Source organism: Antarctobacter jejuensis (assembly GCF_052266595.1).
Classification (GTDB): Bacteria; Pseudomonadota; Alphaproteobacteria; order Rhodobacterales; family Rhodobacteraceae; genus Antarctobacter; species Antarctobacter jejuensis.
The window spans coordinates 363,406-377,603 of sequence record NZ_JBQQXJ010000002.1 but is presented as its reverse complement, the minus strand read 5'-3'; the positions used below and the strand labels follow the sequence as shown (position 1 = coordinate 377,603).

Sequence of the window (14,198 nt, the reverse complement as noted above, 5' to 3'; positions counted from 1 at the left end):
GCGCATGTGACGCCTCAGATCACCAGCACCGTCAGGTTGACATACATGCCCCAGAGCGCGGTGATGAAGATCGAGATCACGCCGATGAACTGCGTGATCATCCGGTGGATCCGCAGACGACGCCACAGCGCCTCTCCACTATTCTCACCCCGGCGGATTCTGCGTGCGGAAAACACGCTCAGCAAACCCACGATGGTCATCGGAAAGGCCAGCAGGAACACCGCCTGTGCCCATTCCAGGGAATAAAAGAAGCCAAGGATCACCATTGCCGTCAGAAAGGCGGATCCGATGGCCACGACCCAAAGGCCGGATTCCTCGGCAATGAACAGCAGGCGGTTCGTGTTGATGCGCACGAGGTCTTCGAGATCCTGCTCTGCCTGCCCACCGCTCCGGCGGGCTCGACTGACCATGTCGTATGGCACGCCAAGGACCCAGTGACTGGTCGAGGACCAGAACACGGCCAACATGATCCAGAACCAGAGGTTCGAGAAGGATCGCAAGTCGATCACTTCGAAGACGGTGCCGTACCAGTCCAAAGGCCTGCTCTTTCTATTGGTCGTAATTCTCAGCCCAGACCGCTTATGGCGTGCGGGTGCAGGCTCTGCAATGGCCCTTGTCGCCTCCCGCGTTCCATGTCACCCAAAGGTGACGCCGAGAAGGATTTGCCATGCAACCGACCCTTGCCCCCTATCCCGCCGCCCGCCTGCGCCGCCTGCGCCGCACCCCCGCGATCCGCGCGCTTGTGCAGGAAACCACGCTGAGCCCGGCTGATTTCATCTGGCCAGTCTTTGTTCGGGACGGCGAAGGCGTGGTCGAGCCGATCGCCTCCATGCCAGGCGTCAACCGTCTGTCTGTGGACAAGGTTGTCGAGGCGGCCAAGGGGGCCTACGCGCTGGGTATCCCGTCGATCTGCCTGTTTCCCTACACCGACCCCTCGCTGAAGACCGAGGATTGCGCAGAGGCGTGGAACCCGGACAACCTGTCGAACCGCGCCACCCGGGCGATCAAGGAGGTCGTTCCCGACATGGCGGTAATGACCGACGTGGCGCTGGACCCCTACAACATCAACGGCCATGACGGCTTTGTCGAAGACGGCGAGATCGTGAATGACCGCACGGTCGAGGCGCTGGTGAAACAGGCGCTGTCACAGGCCGAGGCCGGGGCCGATATCATCGGACCCAGTGACATGATGGACGGCAGGATCGGCGCGATCCGGTCTGCGCTGGAATCCTCTGGTCATCAGAACGTTCTGCTGCTGAGCTATGCTGCGAAATACGCCTCAGGCTTCTACGGGCCATTCCGGGATGCCGTGGGCGCCTCCGGCGCGCTGAAAGGCGACAAGAAAACCTATCAGCAGGATCCGGGAAATTCGGACGAGGCCATGCGGCTGATCGCACGGGACCTGCAGGAAGGCGCGGACATGGTCATGGTCAAACCGGGCATGCCCTATCTCGACATCTGCCGCCGCGCCAAGGAGATGTTCGGCGCACCGACCTTCGCCTACCAGGTGTCGGGCGAATACGCGATGATCGCGGGCGCCGGAGAGCGTGGCTGGGTCGACGGCGAGAAGGTCATGCTGGAAAGCCTGACCAGCTTTAAACGCGCTGGATGTGACGGGGTGCTGACCTATTTCGCCCCGGCGGCGGCGCGACTGTTGAATGGGTGAACACATCGCGGCGATCCCCTGCCGATAAACCACAACATGTCGTGACAAGCTTGCTCCACGCGCCTATATTACGGCGCAACCGGCGAAACAGCCGGATTTTTGAGGTTTTCAAGAAACGGGCGGACCTATGACACTCTCCAGACGACATGTGACTTTCGGCTTGGGCGCGGCCATGCTGCTGGGCGCTTGCGCCAATGGCATTGGCGGCGCAGGGCCTGCGCGGATCGACGCACGGGTCGATGCAACCCTTTCGCAGCTCTACACCAACTATCCGGCGACACGGGATCTGGCCGCGAAATCCGCCGGCATGCTGGTGATGCCGCTTGTCACCGAGGCCGGGCTTGGCTTGGGCGGCGGTTTTGGTCAGGGCGCACTGCGGATCAACGGCGCGACGGTGGATTACTATTCGGTGGTCAAGGCCTCGGGCGGCCTGCAGATCGGCGGCCAGCAATACAGCCACGTTTTGTTCTTCATGACCAACGAAGCGCTGGAAACCTTCCGCCGGTCCGGCGGCTATGCAGCTGGCGCCAATATCCTCTATGCCACACCCAGCCAGGGCGAGACGCTGGCGGCGGAAACGACAACGCAGCTTGCCCCGGTGATCGCGGTGATCTTTGGTCAGTCCGGTCTGCGCGTGGGCGCGACGCTGGAAGGCGTGAAATACTCGCGCATTATTCCCTGATCCTGACGCAATCTAATCTTCGTCACGGACACATGGGCGGTCCTGCCCCGCACTTCGGATTGGTTGAGGCTGGCGCGATCACGCGATGATCCGCGCCGGCCCATGCTCTAAATCGTCTCAGTGATAGCGGAACTCACCGACAACGTTGCGCCATTCCCCCGGCGAAATCATCTTGCGGTGCGTAAAGCGCACCGAATGCAGCGGACCGTCGATCGTGTCCTGCCAGAATTCGATGAAGCCGAAGAGTTTGGGATGGTCCGGCGCCAGATCGTAGTCCTGCCAGATGTAGCTGTTCAGCACGTTGCGGTAATCCGGCATCCGGTAAAAGAACTCGGCCGTTGTCAGGCCGTAGCCACGGAGCATCAGTTCGGTTTCGGACTCCTGCATTGTTTTTACCTCTTTTTTTTCAACTCGTTCCCAAATGCTGCCAAGGGAATCTTTAGTTTACAATAAAAACAGCGTGTTAGCAGCGGGTGCAGGCGGCTGCTAACGGGCCATCCACTGCGGAACCATTGCACCCCATCCCTAGTCTCTGATATAAGTTCCCCAACAATATATGGCAGAATAACCAACAGGCCCCCTACGTGAGCGATACGCCAGAACCCCCTGAGAACGAAGAAGAAAACCGCCCGGAATATCGGGGGCCTTCGATCTCGATCGAAAACGAGATGAAGTCGAGCTACCTCGACTATGCCATGTCGGTCATTGTCAGCCGTGCGATTCCAGACCTGCGCGATGGCCTAAAACCTGTGCACCGGCGCATCCTCTACGCCATGTATGAGGGCAATTATACGCCCGACAAATCCTATCGGAAGTCCGCGAAATCCGTGGGCGAAGTCATGGGTAACTACCACCCGCATGGCGATTCCGCGATTTATGACGCGCTGGTCCGCATGGCGCAGAATTTCTCCATGTCACTGCCGCTGATCGACGGTCAGGGCAACTTTGGCTCCATGGACGGCGATCCGCCCGCCGCGATGCGCTACACCGAAAGCCGCCTTGCCAAATCCGCGCTGGCCCTGTTGACCGACATCGACAAGGAAACCGTTGATTTTCAGGACAATTACGATGGCAAGGAGCGCGAGCCGACGGTTCTGCCCGCCCGCTATCCCAACGTTCTGGTCAACGGCGCCGAAGGGATTGCCGTCGGCATGGCAACCCGGATTCCGCCGCACAATCTGGGCGAGGTCATCGACGCGACGCTGGCGCTGATCGAAAACCCGGACCTGTCGGTCGAAGAGTTGATCGAATACATCCCCGCCCCGGATTTCCCGACCGGCGGTGTGATCCTTGGCCGTTCCGGGGCGCGCAAAGCCTATCTGGAAGGTCGCGGCAGCGTCATCATCCGTGCCAAGACGCGGATCGAGGAGTTGCGCAAGGACCGCTACGCCATCGTCATCGACGAGATACCCTATCAGGTGAACAAGGCCACGATGATCGAACGCATCGCAGAGGCCGCGCGCGACAAAAAGATCGAGGGGATCGCCCACGTTCAGGACGAATCCGACCGGGACGGCGTGCGGGTCGTGGTCGAGCTGAAGCGAGATGCGACGGCCGAAGTGGTGCTCAACCAACTGTTCCGGTTCACGCCCATGCAGGTCAGCTTTGGTTGCAACATGCTGGCCCTGAACGGCGGCAAGCCTGAGCAACTGACGCTTTATGGATTTCTTAGCGCTTTCATAGACTTCCGTGAGGATGTTATTGCGCGCCGCACCGCCTATCTGCTGCGCAAGGCACGGGAGCGGTCACACATTCTTTGTGGTCTGGCCGTCGCGGTCAGCAACGTCGATGAGGTCGTGGCAACCATTCGCGCCAGTGCCGACGCCGCCGAGGCCCGGGAAAAACTGATGACCCGGCGCTGGCCGGCAGAGGAAATCCTGCCCTACATCGCGCTGATCGACGATCCGACCCATACGGCGAACGACGACGGCACCTACAACCTCTCCGAGGTACAGGCCCGCGCGATCCTTGAACTTCGCTTGCAGCGCCTGACCCAATTGGGCGTCAAGGAAGTGACGGATGAGTTGGAAGACCTTGCCGCCAAGATCAAGGATTACCTCGACATCCTGTCCAGCCGTGAACGCATTATGACGATCATCAGCGACGAGATGCGCGCGATCCGCGATGAATTCGCCGTGCCGCGCCGCACCGAGATCACCGAATGGGCAGGCGATCTGGAAGACGAGGACCTGATCGAACGTGAGGACATGGTCGTCACGGTCACCCAATCCGGTTACATTAAGCGGACTGCGCTGGCCGATTTCCGTGCGCAGAAACGCGGTGGCAAAGGCCTGTCCGGCATGGCGACCAAGGATGACGACGTCGTCACCACACTCTTCGTCGCCAATACCCATACGCAACTGCTGTTCTTCACCACCGACGGCATGGCCTACAAACTGAAGACTTGGCGCCTGCCGCTGGGCGGTCGCACGTCCAAGGGCAAGGCCATCGTAAACATCCTGCCAATCCCGCCGGGTGTGTCCATCGCGGCGATCATGCCGGTCGACCGGGATGAGGATGATTGGGACGATCTGCAGATTGTCTTTGCCACGTCAAAGGGGTCGGTGCGCCGTAACCGCCTGTCGGACTTCACGAATGTCATGCGCAACGGCAAGATTGCGATGAAATTCGAGGGCGAGGATGAGAACACCCGCCTGATCAACGCGCGCATCTGTTCCGAAGACGATGACGTTATGCTGGTCACCAACTCTGGCCGGGCCATCCGTTTCCCCGTGCCCGAAGTGCGGGTGTTCAACTCGCGCAATTCCACCGGCGTGCGCGGCATTCGCCTGTCGAATGGAGATGAGGTCGTGTCGATGTCAGTGATCCGCCACTTCGACGCCGAATCCGACGAACGCGCCTCTTACCTCAAAATGCGCCGCGCCATGGCCGGGATTGCCGACGACGCGGAGGCCTCTGACGAAGAAGAAGGCAATGCGGACAGCGCGCTGCCACAGGAACGCTACGCCGAGATGTCGGCAGCAGAGAACCTGTTGCTGACCATCACCGCCAAGGGTTTGGGCAAGCTGTCCTCAAGCCACGACTACCCGGTTCGCGGGCGTGGCGGCATGGGCGTGACCGCATGGGAAAAGAGTATGCGCGGCGGCGAGATCGTGGCGAGTTTCCCGGTCGAACTGGACGATCAGATCATGCTGGCCACATCCACCGGCCAGTCGATCCGCGTGCCGGTCGAAGGGATTTCCTTCCGTTCCCGCAGCGCCGGTGGCGTGAAGGTGTTCAACACTGGCGCCGGAGAAACGGTCGTGTCCGTGGCATGGATCGCGGATCAGGGTGACGAGGACGCCACCGAGGAGGAATAACTCTGAAACCCAGGAACGGCTGGCGCGGTACGCATCCATCGCTGATTGCTTCGGCCGCTTTTCGGGTTTGGGTTGGTTTTCGCGCCTGTCCACTATGAGCGCTACGCTCAGAACGAAAAGACCCAAGGGCGCGCCGGTGTCGAAAGCTATCGCAGTCCGTCGGGAGACTTCGACCGCGCGCTCACCATGTTGAAAGCCACCGGTTCGCGATCTGAACGGTCAACACTGGCATCTCAGGTGCGGCAGTTGGTGAGCCCAGCCATTCCTGCGGTCAAACGTGGATTGGACAGCGTAGAAAAGGCTCGAAAAGTGTATATCGTCCCAAAAAACTGATGCGGTTGTCGGGCTTCAGTTGATTGGTTCGGACTGACAAGGCTCGTTCGCTAAAACGCACAGAACCTGTGGGCCTGCGCCAGTTTGATCCTTGGCGCAGAGACTAGATCAAGGGCATCGGACCTATCCAAGGAGATGCTTCAATGTCCTCAACTCTTTCCTCGAATTTCGGGCTGCTGATTGCCCGCCTGTTGCTTGGTGCGCTGTTTGTCATGGCTGGCATCGGCAAGCTTGGCGATGTGCAGGGATTTGCGGGTTACATGGCGTCCGGCGGCATTCCGGCTGGTCTTGCCTGGCCGGTCATCCTGTTTGAAATCGTCGGTGGCATTGCCCTGATCGTCGGATTTCAAACCCGCATCGCCGCGCTGGCACTGGGGATCTTCTCACTGGTGTCGGGTGTGATGTATCACTATGTGCCCAGCGACCAGATGCAGATGACGATGTTCCTGAAAAACCTTGCCCTGACGGGTGGGTATCTGGCGCTTGCCATCGCTGGCGCGGGCGCATGGTCTTTGGATCGTGTGACCGGATCCCTGACGGCGCAAAACGCCTGAGACAACACAGTTGGTCAAGGGCGGGCCGCCTGTCGGTCCGCCCTTTGACGCAGGATCAGTTTGTGCCGGAGGCCGAACTGATCGCAAAGATCGCAAGGATAAGGCCAGCCGCCGCTGCGGCACCCATCTGCGTCGAATCCCCTGTGGTACCGGCACCCACACGACGGCAATAGCGCAGGATTTCATTCACGGTCCGCTCTGTTTCCGGACGACAATCGTAGGTCACGCCGTCGGCCCCCAGAATCTGAACACTGTAGACCGGGTCACCGGACGGGCCCAGGATCTCTGCCTGTGTGGTTTGCTGTGCGCTTGCGGCCTGGGAAAGACCGGCAAACAAGATCGCTATTTTGCTCAGCTTTTTCATGTTCGCTCCTGATTTCTCAATTTTTATGCATTGAGAATTCGTCAGCTTAATGGCCCCGGCAGAGCGAGAAAAAGACAAACCATGTACTTGTTCGTGGTTCATCCCTTAGGGTAACCTTCTTTGAAGGCAGCCTATTCTTTATAGTTCGTAGATGCCCGAAAACTTCTCTTCCAGATAGTCCAGAAGCGGGGTCTCGGACGGCGGCGCGCCGCTGGCCTTTTCGATGACTTCGCGCGGTGTATAGAGCCCGCCGTACTGTTGCAGGTTCTTGCGCAGCCATCCGGTCGCCGATGAGGTATCGCCCTCGGCCAGACGATCATCCAGATCCGCCACCTCGGCGCGCAGTGCCTTGTACAGGCAACCGGCATAAACGTTGCCCAAGGAATATGTCGGAAAATAGCCGAACAGCCCCGCAGACCAGTGCACGTCTTGCAGAACCCCGTTTGACGTCTTGTCCACTTCAAAGCCGAAGTCCGTCTTGAACCGATCGTTCCACGCGGTTTCCAGATCGTCCACCGACAAGTCCCCGGAGATCAGTGACCGTTCCAGATCGAATCGCAGAAGGACGTGCAGGTTGTATTGCAGCTCGTCCGCTTCGGTCCGGATATATCCGTTCCGGACACTGTTCACGGCGGCATAAAACGCCTCTTCACCGTTGATGCCGAAATCCCCGAAAGTGTCGCGCATCTGACGATACAGCCAGCCAGTAAAGGCGCGCGAGCGGCCCAACTGGTTTTCGTAGATCCGACTCTGGCTTTCGTGCACACCCATAGACGCACCGGCGCCCAGCGGGGTCATCCGGTAATCGGGGTTTACGTTCTGCTCGTAACTGGCGTGCCCGACCTCATGGATGGTCGAGTAAAAGCAGTTGAACGGCTCCAACGGCACGGTGCGCGTGGTGATGCGCACGTCATCGCCGGAGCCGGAGCTGAAGGGATGAACGGCCTTGTCCACCCTGCCCCGCTTCATGTCGTAGCCAAAGGTTTTTGCCAGAAGGCGCGCCAGCTTCATCTGGCCGGCCTCGTCGAAGGTGCCGTTCAAAGCAGGCGGTTGAGGTTTGGCAAGAACAGCCTCGCGCAATGCAACCAGCCGCGGCCGCAAAGCACCGAACATGGCTTCAAGATCCGCGGCCTTTGCGCCCGGCTCATAATCGTCAAGGAGCGCGTCGTAGATGTCGCCCCCGGCGGCCAGCGCCTCACCTTCCTGCTGGCGCAGCGCGATCACGTCTTTCAACACCGGCGCAAAGGCATCGAAATCGTCGTCGGCGCGGGCCTCTGCCCAGATCACATGCGCCCGGCTGATGAGACGGGCAAGATCGGCGGCAAGGCTTTCCGGGACACGGATGGCGCGTTCGTGGCTGCGACGGATGTGGCGCAGCTGCGCCTTGGCAACCGGATCAAGGTCCTCTTCGCCGATCGCGGCCAGCCAATCGCCGATGCGGGCATCGGTCCGGCGCTGGTGCAACACCGCCTCCATCGCCGCCCGTTCGTCGCTGCGCTGCTCAGCGGCCCCGCGTGGCATCATGGTCTCCTGATCCCAACTCAACCGTCCGGCAACCTGCGCCAACGCTTCTGTATCGCGCTGGAACGCCATCAACTCTTCATACGCACCCATTCAGGCTGCCCCTCTGATACTCTGTGGTGCGGGATACCGCGCCGCAAAACGCGCCCGCAAAATCAAGGCCCAAAGTGCCACCGCCCCAAGCTGATGCACAATCGCGACGTGCCAGGGGGCAATATACACAACCGTGACGATACCGAGGGCAATCTGGAGGAGCAAGACGGCGAAGACCGCATTGTAGCGGAACCGGGTATCCGTGTTCGGAGAGCGGCGCGACCGTAGCCAAACCACAACACCAAAGATCAGCACGAGGTATCCCACCACGCGGTGGATGAACTGCACCAGACCCGCGTTCTCGAAAAAGTTGCGCCACAGCGGCTCCAGGTCCAGCGCGTTGGAAGGAAAGAAATCCCCTGCCATGAGCGGCCAGTCATTGTAGGTGCGCCCCGCATCGATCCCGGCCACCAGCGCGCCGATCAGGATCTGCAGGAAAGTCAGGTGCAAGAGACCCGTCGTCATCGAATACAGTTTGGGCTCCGCGCTGCGCCGCGCCTGCATCAACGCGCGTTCTTCGTAGGTCAGCGTGTAGACGTACCACGCGATGAAGCCGAGGATGACAAAGGCAAGGCCAAGATGCGTCGCCAGCCGATAGGAGGCCACGTCCAGCATCTCGCCCCCAAGACCGGACGAGACCATCCACCAGCCGATCGCACCCTGCAAGCCGCCCAATACACCCAACAGCAACAGCCGCGGCGTCCAGCCCGTCGGAATCGCCCGCGCAGCCATGAAACCGAAAAAGCCCAATGCCCAGACAAGGCCGATGACCCGGCCTAACTGTCTATGGCCCCATTCCCACCAGTAGATTGTCTTGAACTCGGCCAGGGACATGCCCTCGTTCTGCAACTGGTACTCCGGGATTTCCTTGTACTTGTCGAATTCAACCTGCCATGCCTCGGCGCTCATCGGGGGAAGCGCGCCGGTGATGGGCTTCCATTCGGTGATCGACAGCCCGGAATCCGTCAACCGGGTCAGCCCCCCCACGGCGATCATCACGACCACCAGCAGGAAAAGAGAGATCAGCCACACACGGATTGCGCCGCGCGCACCGCGTTTTCCCGCATCGATCATGCCCCCTGCAGGGGCCGCAGGCGATTTCCCCTGCTCCCCGACCTCTTCGAACAGCTTGCGTTTCGTTGCCATGCCAGCCTCCGCGATTTTGGCTGGACAGTAGTGCGGTGGTTGCGGGCCTTCAAGCGTGCGGGACGCCGCGCCGCAGGCGGGCATCCGGGTCAGGAATACCTCAGTAATGAATGCCGGACTGCCGAAACTGAACGGTTCGGTTTAGATTGAGGTCACAAGTTAACAAGCTGCCTCAGACCAGACACAGACCAAGACATTAAACCAAAGGAACTGACCCATGAAAAAGATCGTTCTCGCCGCAATCGTCGCCGCAACCGCAATGACCGCCTCGGCCGCTTCGGCCACCCAAGCCTGGATCGGCAACAACCACCTGAACGCCCGCTCGGGCCCCGGTGTCGAGTACCACAAGCTGGGCGTGTTCAACCCCTGCACCCCGGTCCACATCGTGAAGTTCACCACCGACCATTATGGCAACCCGACCTGGTACAAGGTCTACTTTAAGCACAACTACTACTGGGTGAAGGCCGACTACGTGCAGGGCCACGCCTGCAACTGGGTCCCGAAGAAGAAGATCATCAAGAAGAAGTGGGCGCCCAAAAAGCACCACAACCAGACCTGGAACTACGACTACTGATCCCTCCCAAGACCCGGCGCCGGTTTCCTCCTCCCTGGCCGGCCCGGCCCACTCGCGGACTGACCCACACGGTCAGTCCGCTTTTTTGTGTCCGGGGTGGAAAGGGTATCGATCCCCCTCGGCTTTACGGGTCCCACCCCGCCACTCTGCAAAAGTACTGATCATCGAGACCAGCCGCTGCAACAACTCGCGGAATCCGGCGAAGCGATGAGTTTTCCAGCCGGCGGCAAGCGGCTGGACCACATCAAAGGGGCGCAGACCTGCGGGATTTCCCGGTTATCCAGTCGGTTGCCTCCCAGCCAAACACTCTTTCAACAGCAAGTTCGCAGAATTGGAATTCATGTCTTAATCAATAATTTCAGTGGGTTGAATGAAGAATCTACCCTACCAGGGTCAGGAATACCTCAGTAATGAATGCCAGACTGCCGAAACTGAACAGTTCGGTTTAGATTGAGGTCACAAGTTAACAAGCTGCCTCAGACCAGACACAGACCAAGACATTAACCCAAAGGAACTGACCCATGAAAAAGATCGTTCTCGCCGCAATCGTCGCCGCAACCGCAATGACCGCCTCGGCCGCTTCGGCCACCCAAGCCTGGATCGGCAACAACCACCTGAACGCCCGCTCGGGCCCCGGTGTCGAGTACCACAAGCTGGGCGTGTTCAACCCCTGCACCCCGGTCCACATCGTGAAGTTCACCACCGACCATTACGGAAACCCGACCTGGTACAAGGTCTACTTCAAGCACAACTACTACTGGGTGAAGGCCGACTACGTGCAGGGCCATGCCTGCAACTGGGTCCCGAAGAAGAAGGTCATCAAGAAGAAGTGGGCGCCCAAAAAGCACCACAACCAGACCTGGAACTACAACTACTGATCCCCCCAAGACCCGGCGCCGGTTTCCTCCTCCCTGGCCGGCCCGGCCCACTCGCGGACTGACCCACATGGTCAGTCCGCTTTTTTGTGTCCGGGGTGGAGAGGGTTACGGCAAAAGGAAACCGCCCGGCAGGCACGGTTATGCGGAGGTCAGGAATGCCAGACTTAAGAAAAAAGCTTCGCAGGCGTAGGTTTTAGGCACAGAGTGTCAACACAGCCCATTCTCTAAGTTCAAAGACCCAAAGGAACTGCACCATGAAAACCTTTATCATTTCCGCCATCACTGCCGCCGCAACCCTTGCAGGCACCGCCGCCGTCGCAGGTCAGGCATGGGTCGGCAACAACCACCTGAACTACCGCACCGGTCCGGGCCAGAACTATCCGGTGGTCGGCACGTTCACGCCCTGCACAGCGCTGCAGACCTATGACACGCAGTACGGTTGGGTGCAGGTTCTGCACCAGAACACCTACTACTGGGTGCACGGCGATTACATTCAGAACTACCAGTGCACATGGACCCCGCCGAAGCCGGTCTACAAGCCGGCGCCGACCTACAAGCCCAAGAACACCTACACCCCGCCGAAGAAGAACACCTACGGCGGCAACAACTACTGATCGCCAAACGATCCAGGACGGAGAGGGTTCCCTCTTCTCCGGCCTGTCAAAAGGCGGACTGATCTCCCTCCCGGGTCAGTCCGTTTTGTTTTTCCAGCGCACCATCTGCCGCATCATGCCGTGCAGCATCTGCACCTCGGCCCGCGTCAGCGGCAGGCGTGACCACATGTTGCGCAGGTTGATCTTCATGCTTTCGGCCTTGTGCTCGGGAAAGAAGAACCCGGCTTCTTCCATTCGCTCTTCATAGTGCCGCGCCAAATGTTCGACCTCGTGATGCTCGGCCAGATCGGTGCCAGCCATCGCCTCGACAACAGCAGGCGCGTTTTCCGTCGCCCGCCGCCATTCGTAGGAACACAGCAGCACACATTGCGCTAGGTTCAGCGAGGCGAACTGCGGATTGACCGGAACAGAGATGATGCCGTTGGCGTAGGCGATGTCCTCATTTTCCAGTCCCGCACGTTCGGGACCGAACAGCACGGCCGTCTTTTCACCCCGTGCGATTCGGGTGGCCATCTCCTGCATGGCGGATTCGGGCGTGTAGACCGTCTTGGTCAGGTCGCGGGACCGCGCCGTGGTGGCAAGGACAAAGGTGCAGTCCGACAGCGCGCCCGGTACGTCGGGCGACAGCAGGGCCTCGTCCAGCAAACGGCCCGCGCCGCTGGACATGGCGACGGCTTTCTGGTTCGGCCAGCCGTCGCGGGGATCCACGATCCGCATCCGGTCCAGCCCGAAATTCCACATCGCCCGTGCCGCCGCGCCGATATTCTCGCCCATCTGGGGCCGCACCAGCACCATGGCCGGTTGGGGGTTGCCCGTCGCCATCTGTCACTCCCTGTCGATCGGCGTTGCCCTAGCGGCTGCAGCGCAGAAGGACAAGCCTTGCGCCCGTTGTGAAAAAGCGCCGTGCATTGATCCTCGACCCGCGCTAAGAGGGCCACCGGACCAGGAGCCAAGACCATGACGACCCAAGACCAGGACGCCCCGCAGATCTACCTTGTGACCCCGCCGGAATTTGACCTTGGGTCATTTCCCGACCGGCTGGCGCGCGTCATGGACACGGTCGAGGTGGCCTGCCTGCGGCTCAGCCTTGCCACCCGCGACGAGGACCGGCTGACACGGGCCGCCGATGCCATCCGCGAGGTGGCGCACCGCATGGACGTTGCGCTGGTGATCGACACCCATGTGGTTCTGGCGGACCGGCTGGGACTGGACGGCGTGCATTTGCTGGACGGATCGCGGTCCGTCCGGGCGGCACGCAAAACGCTGGGCGCGGACGCCATCGTCGGCGCATGGTGTCAGCAGTCCCGTCATGACGGCATCAACGCGGGCGAGGCTGGCGCGGATTACATTTCCTTCGGTCCGGTTTCCGGCGCGTTGGGGGACGGCGAACTGGCGGAGCCCGAACTCTTTGCCTGGTGGTCGGAGATGATTGAATTGCCCGTGGTGGCCGAAGGCGGGCTGACGGCGGATCTGATCCGCACGCTGACCCCGGTGTCGGATTTCTTCGCCATCGGTGAGGAAATCTGGCGCGAGGAGGATTCCGCCGCCGCGCTCAAGTCCCTTGTCGCAGCGATGGCCCCCTGACCCCCTAATTCCCGTGCAGCAGCGCGGGATCGACCGGACCCAGTTCGGCGCCATGCCCCTCCCGCACGCGTTCCTCCAGAACGCGGGCAAGGCTCTTACGGTTGGCATAATCATCGACCCGCACCGGCGGGTGATAGGTCATGACCACACGCCCCTGCCGTCTTTGCGCAAGGATCCGCAACAAGGACGGGCCGAAATCCATATCGCCCCACCAGCCATAGAAACGTGGTGAAGCCCCTTCGGGCGCATGGTAGACCACGCTGACCGGCTGCACCCGCATCCGGTGCCGCAGTTCATCTGAAAAGAACGCCTCGAACAGGGTAGTCTTGAAGGGCAGAACCCTAAGGCCGTCGGTCGACGTGCCCTCCGGGAAAAAGAGCAGACGATGCCCGGCGGAGAGGCGTTCCTCGAAAATCCGCATTTGTCCCTGCGCCTCGCGGCGGTCGCGGCGGATAAAGACCGTGCCGGTTGCCCGCGCCAACCAGCCAATTCCTGGCCATGCAGAAACCTCTGCCTTGGAGACGAAATAGATCGTCTTGCGACTGTTCAGCACAAAAATATCAAGCCAGGACGTGTGGTTGGCGACAATGGCTCCCGCCTCTTTCATCCGGCGTCCGCGCACCTCAACCGGTAGGCCCATGATGAGCAGCACGCTGCGGCATACGAATTGCGTGATGTAGGGCGTGACGGGTCGGCGCAGGCCAAAGAACGGCCTTTCGAGCGTCCTGATCAGCAGCAACAACGCAAGACAGCCAAAGATGACAAGGGTCATGAACGGCGCACGCCACGCGATCCGCAACCAGCCCGCCGTGGAAATCGGCGGATAGTCAGGCGGGTCGGCATCTCGCCACGTTTGGCTCATGCGCGCC

General features: G+C 60.5%; 15 protein-coding genes. 8 read left to right on the top strand and 7 right to left on the bottom strand.

Going from position 1 to position 14,198, the window contains the following annotated elements; genetic code table 11:
- Positions 1 to 14 precede the first annotated feature (14 nt).
- Positions 15 to 536: a component of SufBCD complex gene (locus tag ACTXGA_RS04465; RefSeq protein ID WP_443391926.1), complete on the bottom strand. Its 522-nt coding sequence runs from the start codon at positions 534 to 536 to the stop codon at positions 15 to 17.
- Between the two features lie 131 nt (positions 537 to 667).
- On the opposite strand from ACTXGA_RS04465, the gene hemB reads away from it, so the two are divergent.
- Both hemB and ACTXGA_RS04455 read left to right on the top strand, forming a co-directional pair.
- Complete coding sequence (gene hemB / locus ACTXGA_RS04460; RefSeq protein WP_443391925.1) at positions 668 to 1,666, top strand: porphobilinogen synthase; 999 nt, start codon at positions 668 to 670, stop codon at positions 1,664 to 1,666.
- Between the two features lie 127 nt (positions 1,667 to 1,793).
- Positions 1,794 to 2,348: a lipid-binding SYLF domain-containing protein gene (locus ACTXGA_RS04455; RefSeq protein WP_443391924.1), complete on the top strand. Its 555-nt coding sequence runs from the start codon at positions 1,794 to 1,796 to the stop codon at positions 2,346 to 2,348.
- 117 nt (positions 2,349 to 2,465) lie between these two features.
- Here the strand turns inward: ACTXGA_RS04455 and ACTXGA_RS04450 are convergent, their stop codons facing one another.
- Positions 2,466 to 2,735, bottom strand: coding sequence for an usg protein (locus ACTXGA_RS04450; RefSeq protein ID WP_443391923.1), 270 nt, complete (start codon positions 2,733 to 2,735; stop codon positions 2,466 to 2,468).
- A gap of 197 nt (positions 2,736 to 2,932) precedes the next feature.
- Between ACTXGA_RS04450 and gyrA the strand changes: the two genes are divergently transcribed.
- Together gyrA and ACTXGA_RS04440 are read left to right on the top strand one after the other, a co-directional pair.
- The gene (gyrA, locus tag ACTXGA_RS04445; RefSeq protein WP_443391922.1) at positions 2,933 to 5,668 is read left to right on the top strand and encodes a DNA gyrase subunit A; all 2,736 of its coding nucleotides are present in this window, start codon (positions 2,933 to 2,935) and stop codon (positions 5,666 to 5,668) included.
- 476 nt (positions 5,669 to 6,144) lie between these two features.
- Positions 6,145 to 6,555, top strand: coding sequence for a DoxX family protein (locus ACTXGA_RS04440; RefSeq protein WP_443391921.1), 411 nt, complete (start codon positions 6,145 to 6,147; stop codon positions 6,553 to 6,555).
- A gap of 55 nt (positions 6,556 to 6,610) precedes the next feature.
- Here ACTXGA_RS04440 and ACTXGA_RS04435 read toward each other — a convergent pair whose 3' ends face one another.
- The 3 genes from ACTXGA_RS04435 to ctaA all read right to left on the bottom strand — a co-directional run bounded on the left by ACTXGA_RS04435 (position 6,611) and on the right by ctaA (position 9,679).
- Positions 6,611 to 6,919, bottom strand: coding sequence for a hypothetical protein (locus tag ACTXGA_RS04435; protein WP_443391920.1), 309 nt, complete (start codon positions 6,917 to 6,919; stop codon positions 6,611 to 6,613).
- Positions 6,920 to 7,057: 138 nt separating this feature from the next.
- A complete protein-coding gene (locus tag ACTXGA_RS04430) occupies positions 7,058 to 8,533 on the bottom strand; it encodes a carboxypeptidase M32 (RefSeq protein ID WP_443391919.1) in 1,476 nt (491 codons plus the stop codon).
- A complete protein-coding gene (gene ctaA / locus ACTXGA_RS04425; protein ID WP_443391918.1) occupies positions 8,534 to 9,679 on the bottom strand; it encodes a heme A synthase in 1,146 nt (381 codons plus the stop codon).
- Between the two features lie 217 nt (positions 9,680 to 9,896).
- Between ctaA and ACTXGA_RS04420 the strand changes: the two genes are divergently transcribed.
- The 3 genes from ACTXGA_RS04420 to ACTXGA_RS04410 all read left to right on the top strand — a co-directional run bounded on the left by ACTXGA_RS04420 (position 9,897) and on the right by ACTXGA_RS04410 (position 11,745).
- The gene (locus ACTXGA_RS04420; protein WP_443391917.1) at positions 9,897 to 10,253 is read left to right on the top strand and encodes an SH3 domain-containing protein; all 357 of its coding nucleotides are present in this window, start codon (positions 9,897 to 9,899) and stop codon (positions 10,251 to 10,253) included.
- A 521-nt stretch (positions 10,254 to 10,774) separates the two neighbouring features.
- Complete coding sequence (locus tag ACTXGA_RS04415; RefSeq protein WP_443391916.1) at positions 10,775 to 11,131, top strand: SH3 domain-containing protein; 357 nt, start codon at positions 10,775 to 10,777, stop codon at positions 11,129 to 11,131.
- Positions 11,132 to 11,385: 254 nt separating this feature from the next.
- Complete coding sequence (locus ACTXGA_RS04410; RefSeq protein ID WP_443391915.1) at positions 11,386 to 11,745, top strand: SH3 domain-containing protein; 360 nt, start codon at positions 11,386 to 11,388, stop codon at positions 11,743 to 11,745.
- Between the two features lie 75 nt (positions 11,746 to 11,820).
- On the opposite strand, the gene ACTXGA_RS04405 is transcribed toward ACTXGA_RS04410, so the two are convergent.
- Positions 11,821 to 12,567, bottom strand: a complete 747-nt coding sequence (locus ACTXGA_RS04405) for an RNA methyltransferase (protein WP_443391914.1) — start codon at positions 12,565 to 12,567, stop codon at positions 11,821 to 11,823.
- Between the two features lie 135 nt (positions 12,568 to 12,702).
- Between ACTXGA_RS04405 and ACTXGA_RS04400 the strand changes: the two genes are divergently transcribed.
- Positions 12,703 to 13,329, top strand: a complete 627-nt coding sequence (locus ACTXGA_RS04400) for a thiamine phosphate synthase (RefSeq protein WP_443391913.1) — start codon at positions 12,703 to 12,705, stop codon at positions 13,327 to 13,329.
- A 4-nt stretch (positions 13,330 to 13,333) separates the two neighbouring features.
- On the opposite strand, the gene olsA is transcribed toward ACTXGA_RS04400, so the two are convergent.
- Positions 13,334 to 14,191, bottom strand: coding sequence for a lyso-ornithine lipid O-acyltransferase (gene olsA, locus ACTXGA_RS04395; protein WP_443391912.1), 858 nt, complete (start codon positions 14,189 to 14,191; stop codon positions 13,334 to 13,336).
- Between the last annotated feature and the right edge of the window lie 7 nt (positions 14,192 to 14,198).

Coding starts and splice junctions, on each gene's coding strand:
- hemB (WP_443391925.1), top strand. CDS start 668: ATGCAACCGACCCTTGCCCCCTATCCCGCCGCCCGCCTGCGCCGCCTG.
- ACTXGA_RS04455 (WP_443391924.1), top strand. CDS start 1,794: ATGACACTCTCCAGACGACATGTGACTTTCGGCTTGGGCGCGGCCATG.
- ACTXGA_RS04450 (WP_443391923.1), bottom strand. CDS start 2,735: ATGCAGGAGTCCGAAACCGAACTGATGCTCCGTGGCTACGGCCTGACA.
- ACTXGA_RS04440 (WP_443391921.1), top strand. CDS start 6,145: ATGTCCTCAACTCTTTCCTCGAATTTCGGGCTGCTGATTGCCCGCCTG.
- ACTXGA_RS04435 (WP_443391920.1), bottom strand. CDS start 6,919: ATGAAAAAGCTGAGCAAAATAGCGATCTTGTTTGCCGGTCTTTCCCAG.
- ACTXGA_RS04430 (WP_443391919.1), bottom strand. CDS start 8,533: ATGGGTGCGTATGAAGAGTTGATGGCGTTCCAGCGCGATACAGAAGCG.
- ctaA (WP_443391918.1), bottom strand. CDS start 9,679: ATGGCAACGAAACGCAAGCTGTTCGAAGAGGTCGGGGAGCAGGGGAAA.
- ACTXGA_RS04420 (WP_443391917.1), top strand. CDS start 9,897: ATGAAAAAGATCGTTCTCGCCGCAATCGTCGCCGCAACCGCAATGACC.
- ACTXGA_RS04415 (WP_443391916.1), top strand. CDS start 10,775: ATGAAAAAGATCGTTCTCGCCGCAATCGTCGCCGCAACCGCAATGACC.
- ACTXGA_RS04410 (WP_443391915.1), top strand. CDS start 11,386: ATGAAAACCTTTATCATTTCCGCCATCACTGCCGCCGCAACCCTTGCA.
- ACTXGA_RS04405 (WP_443391914.1), bottom strand. CDS start 12,567: ATGGCGACGGGCAACCCCCAACCGGCCATGGTGCTGGTGCGGCCCCAG.
- ACTXGA_RS04400 (WP_443391913.1), top strand. CDS start 12,703: ATGACGACCCAAGACCAGGACGCCCCGCAGATCTACCTTGTGACCCCG.
- olsA (WP_443391912.1), bottom strand. CDS start 14,191: ATGAGCCAAACGTGGCGAGATGCCGACCCGCCTGACTATCCGCCGATT.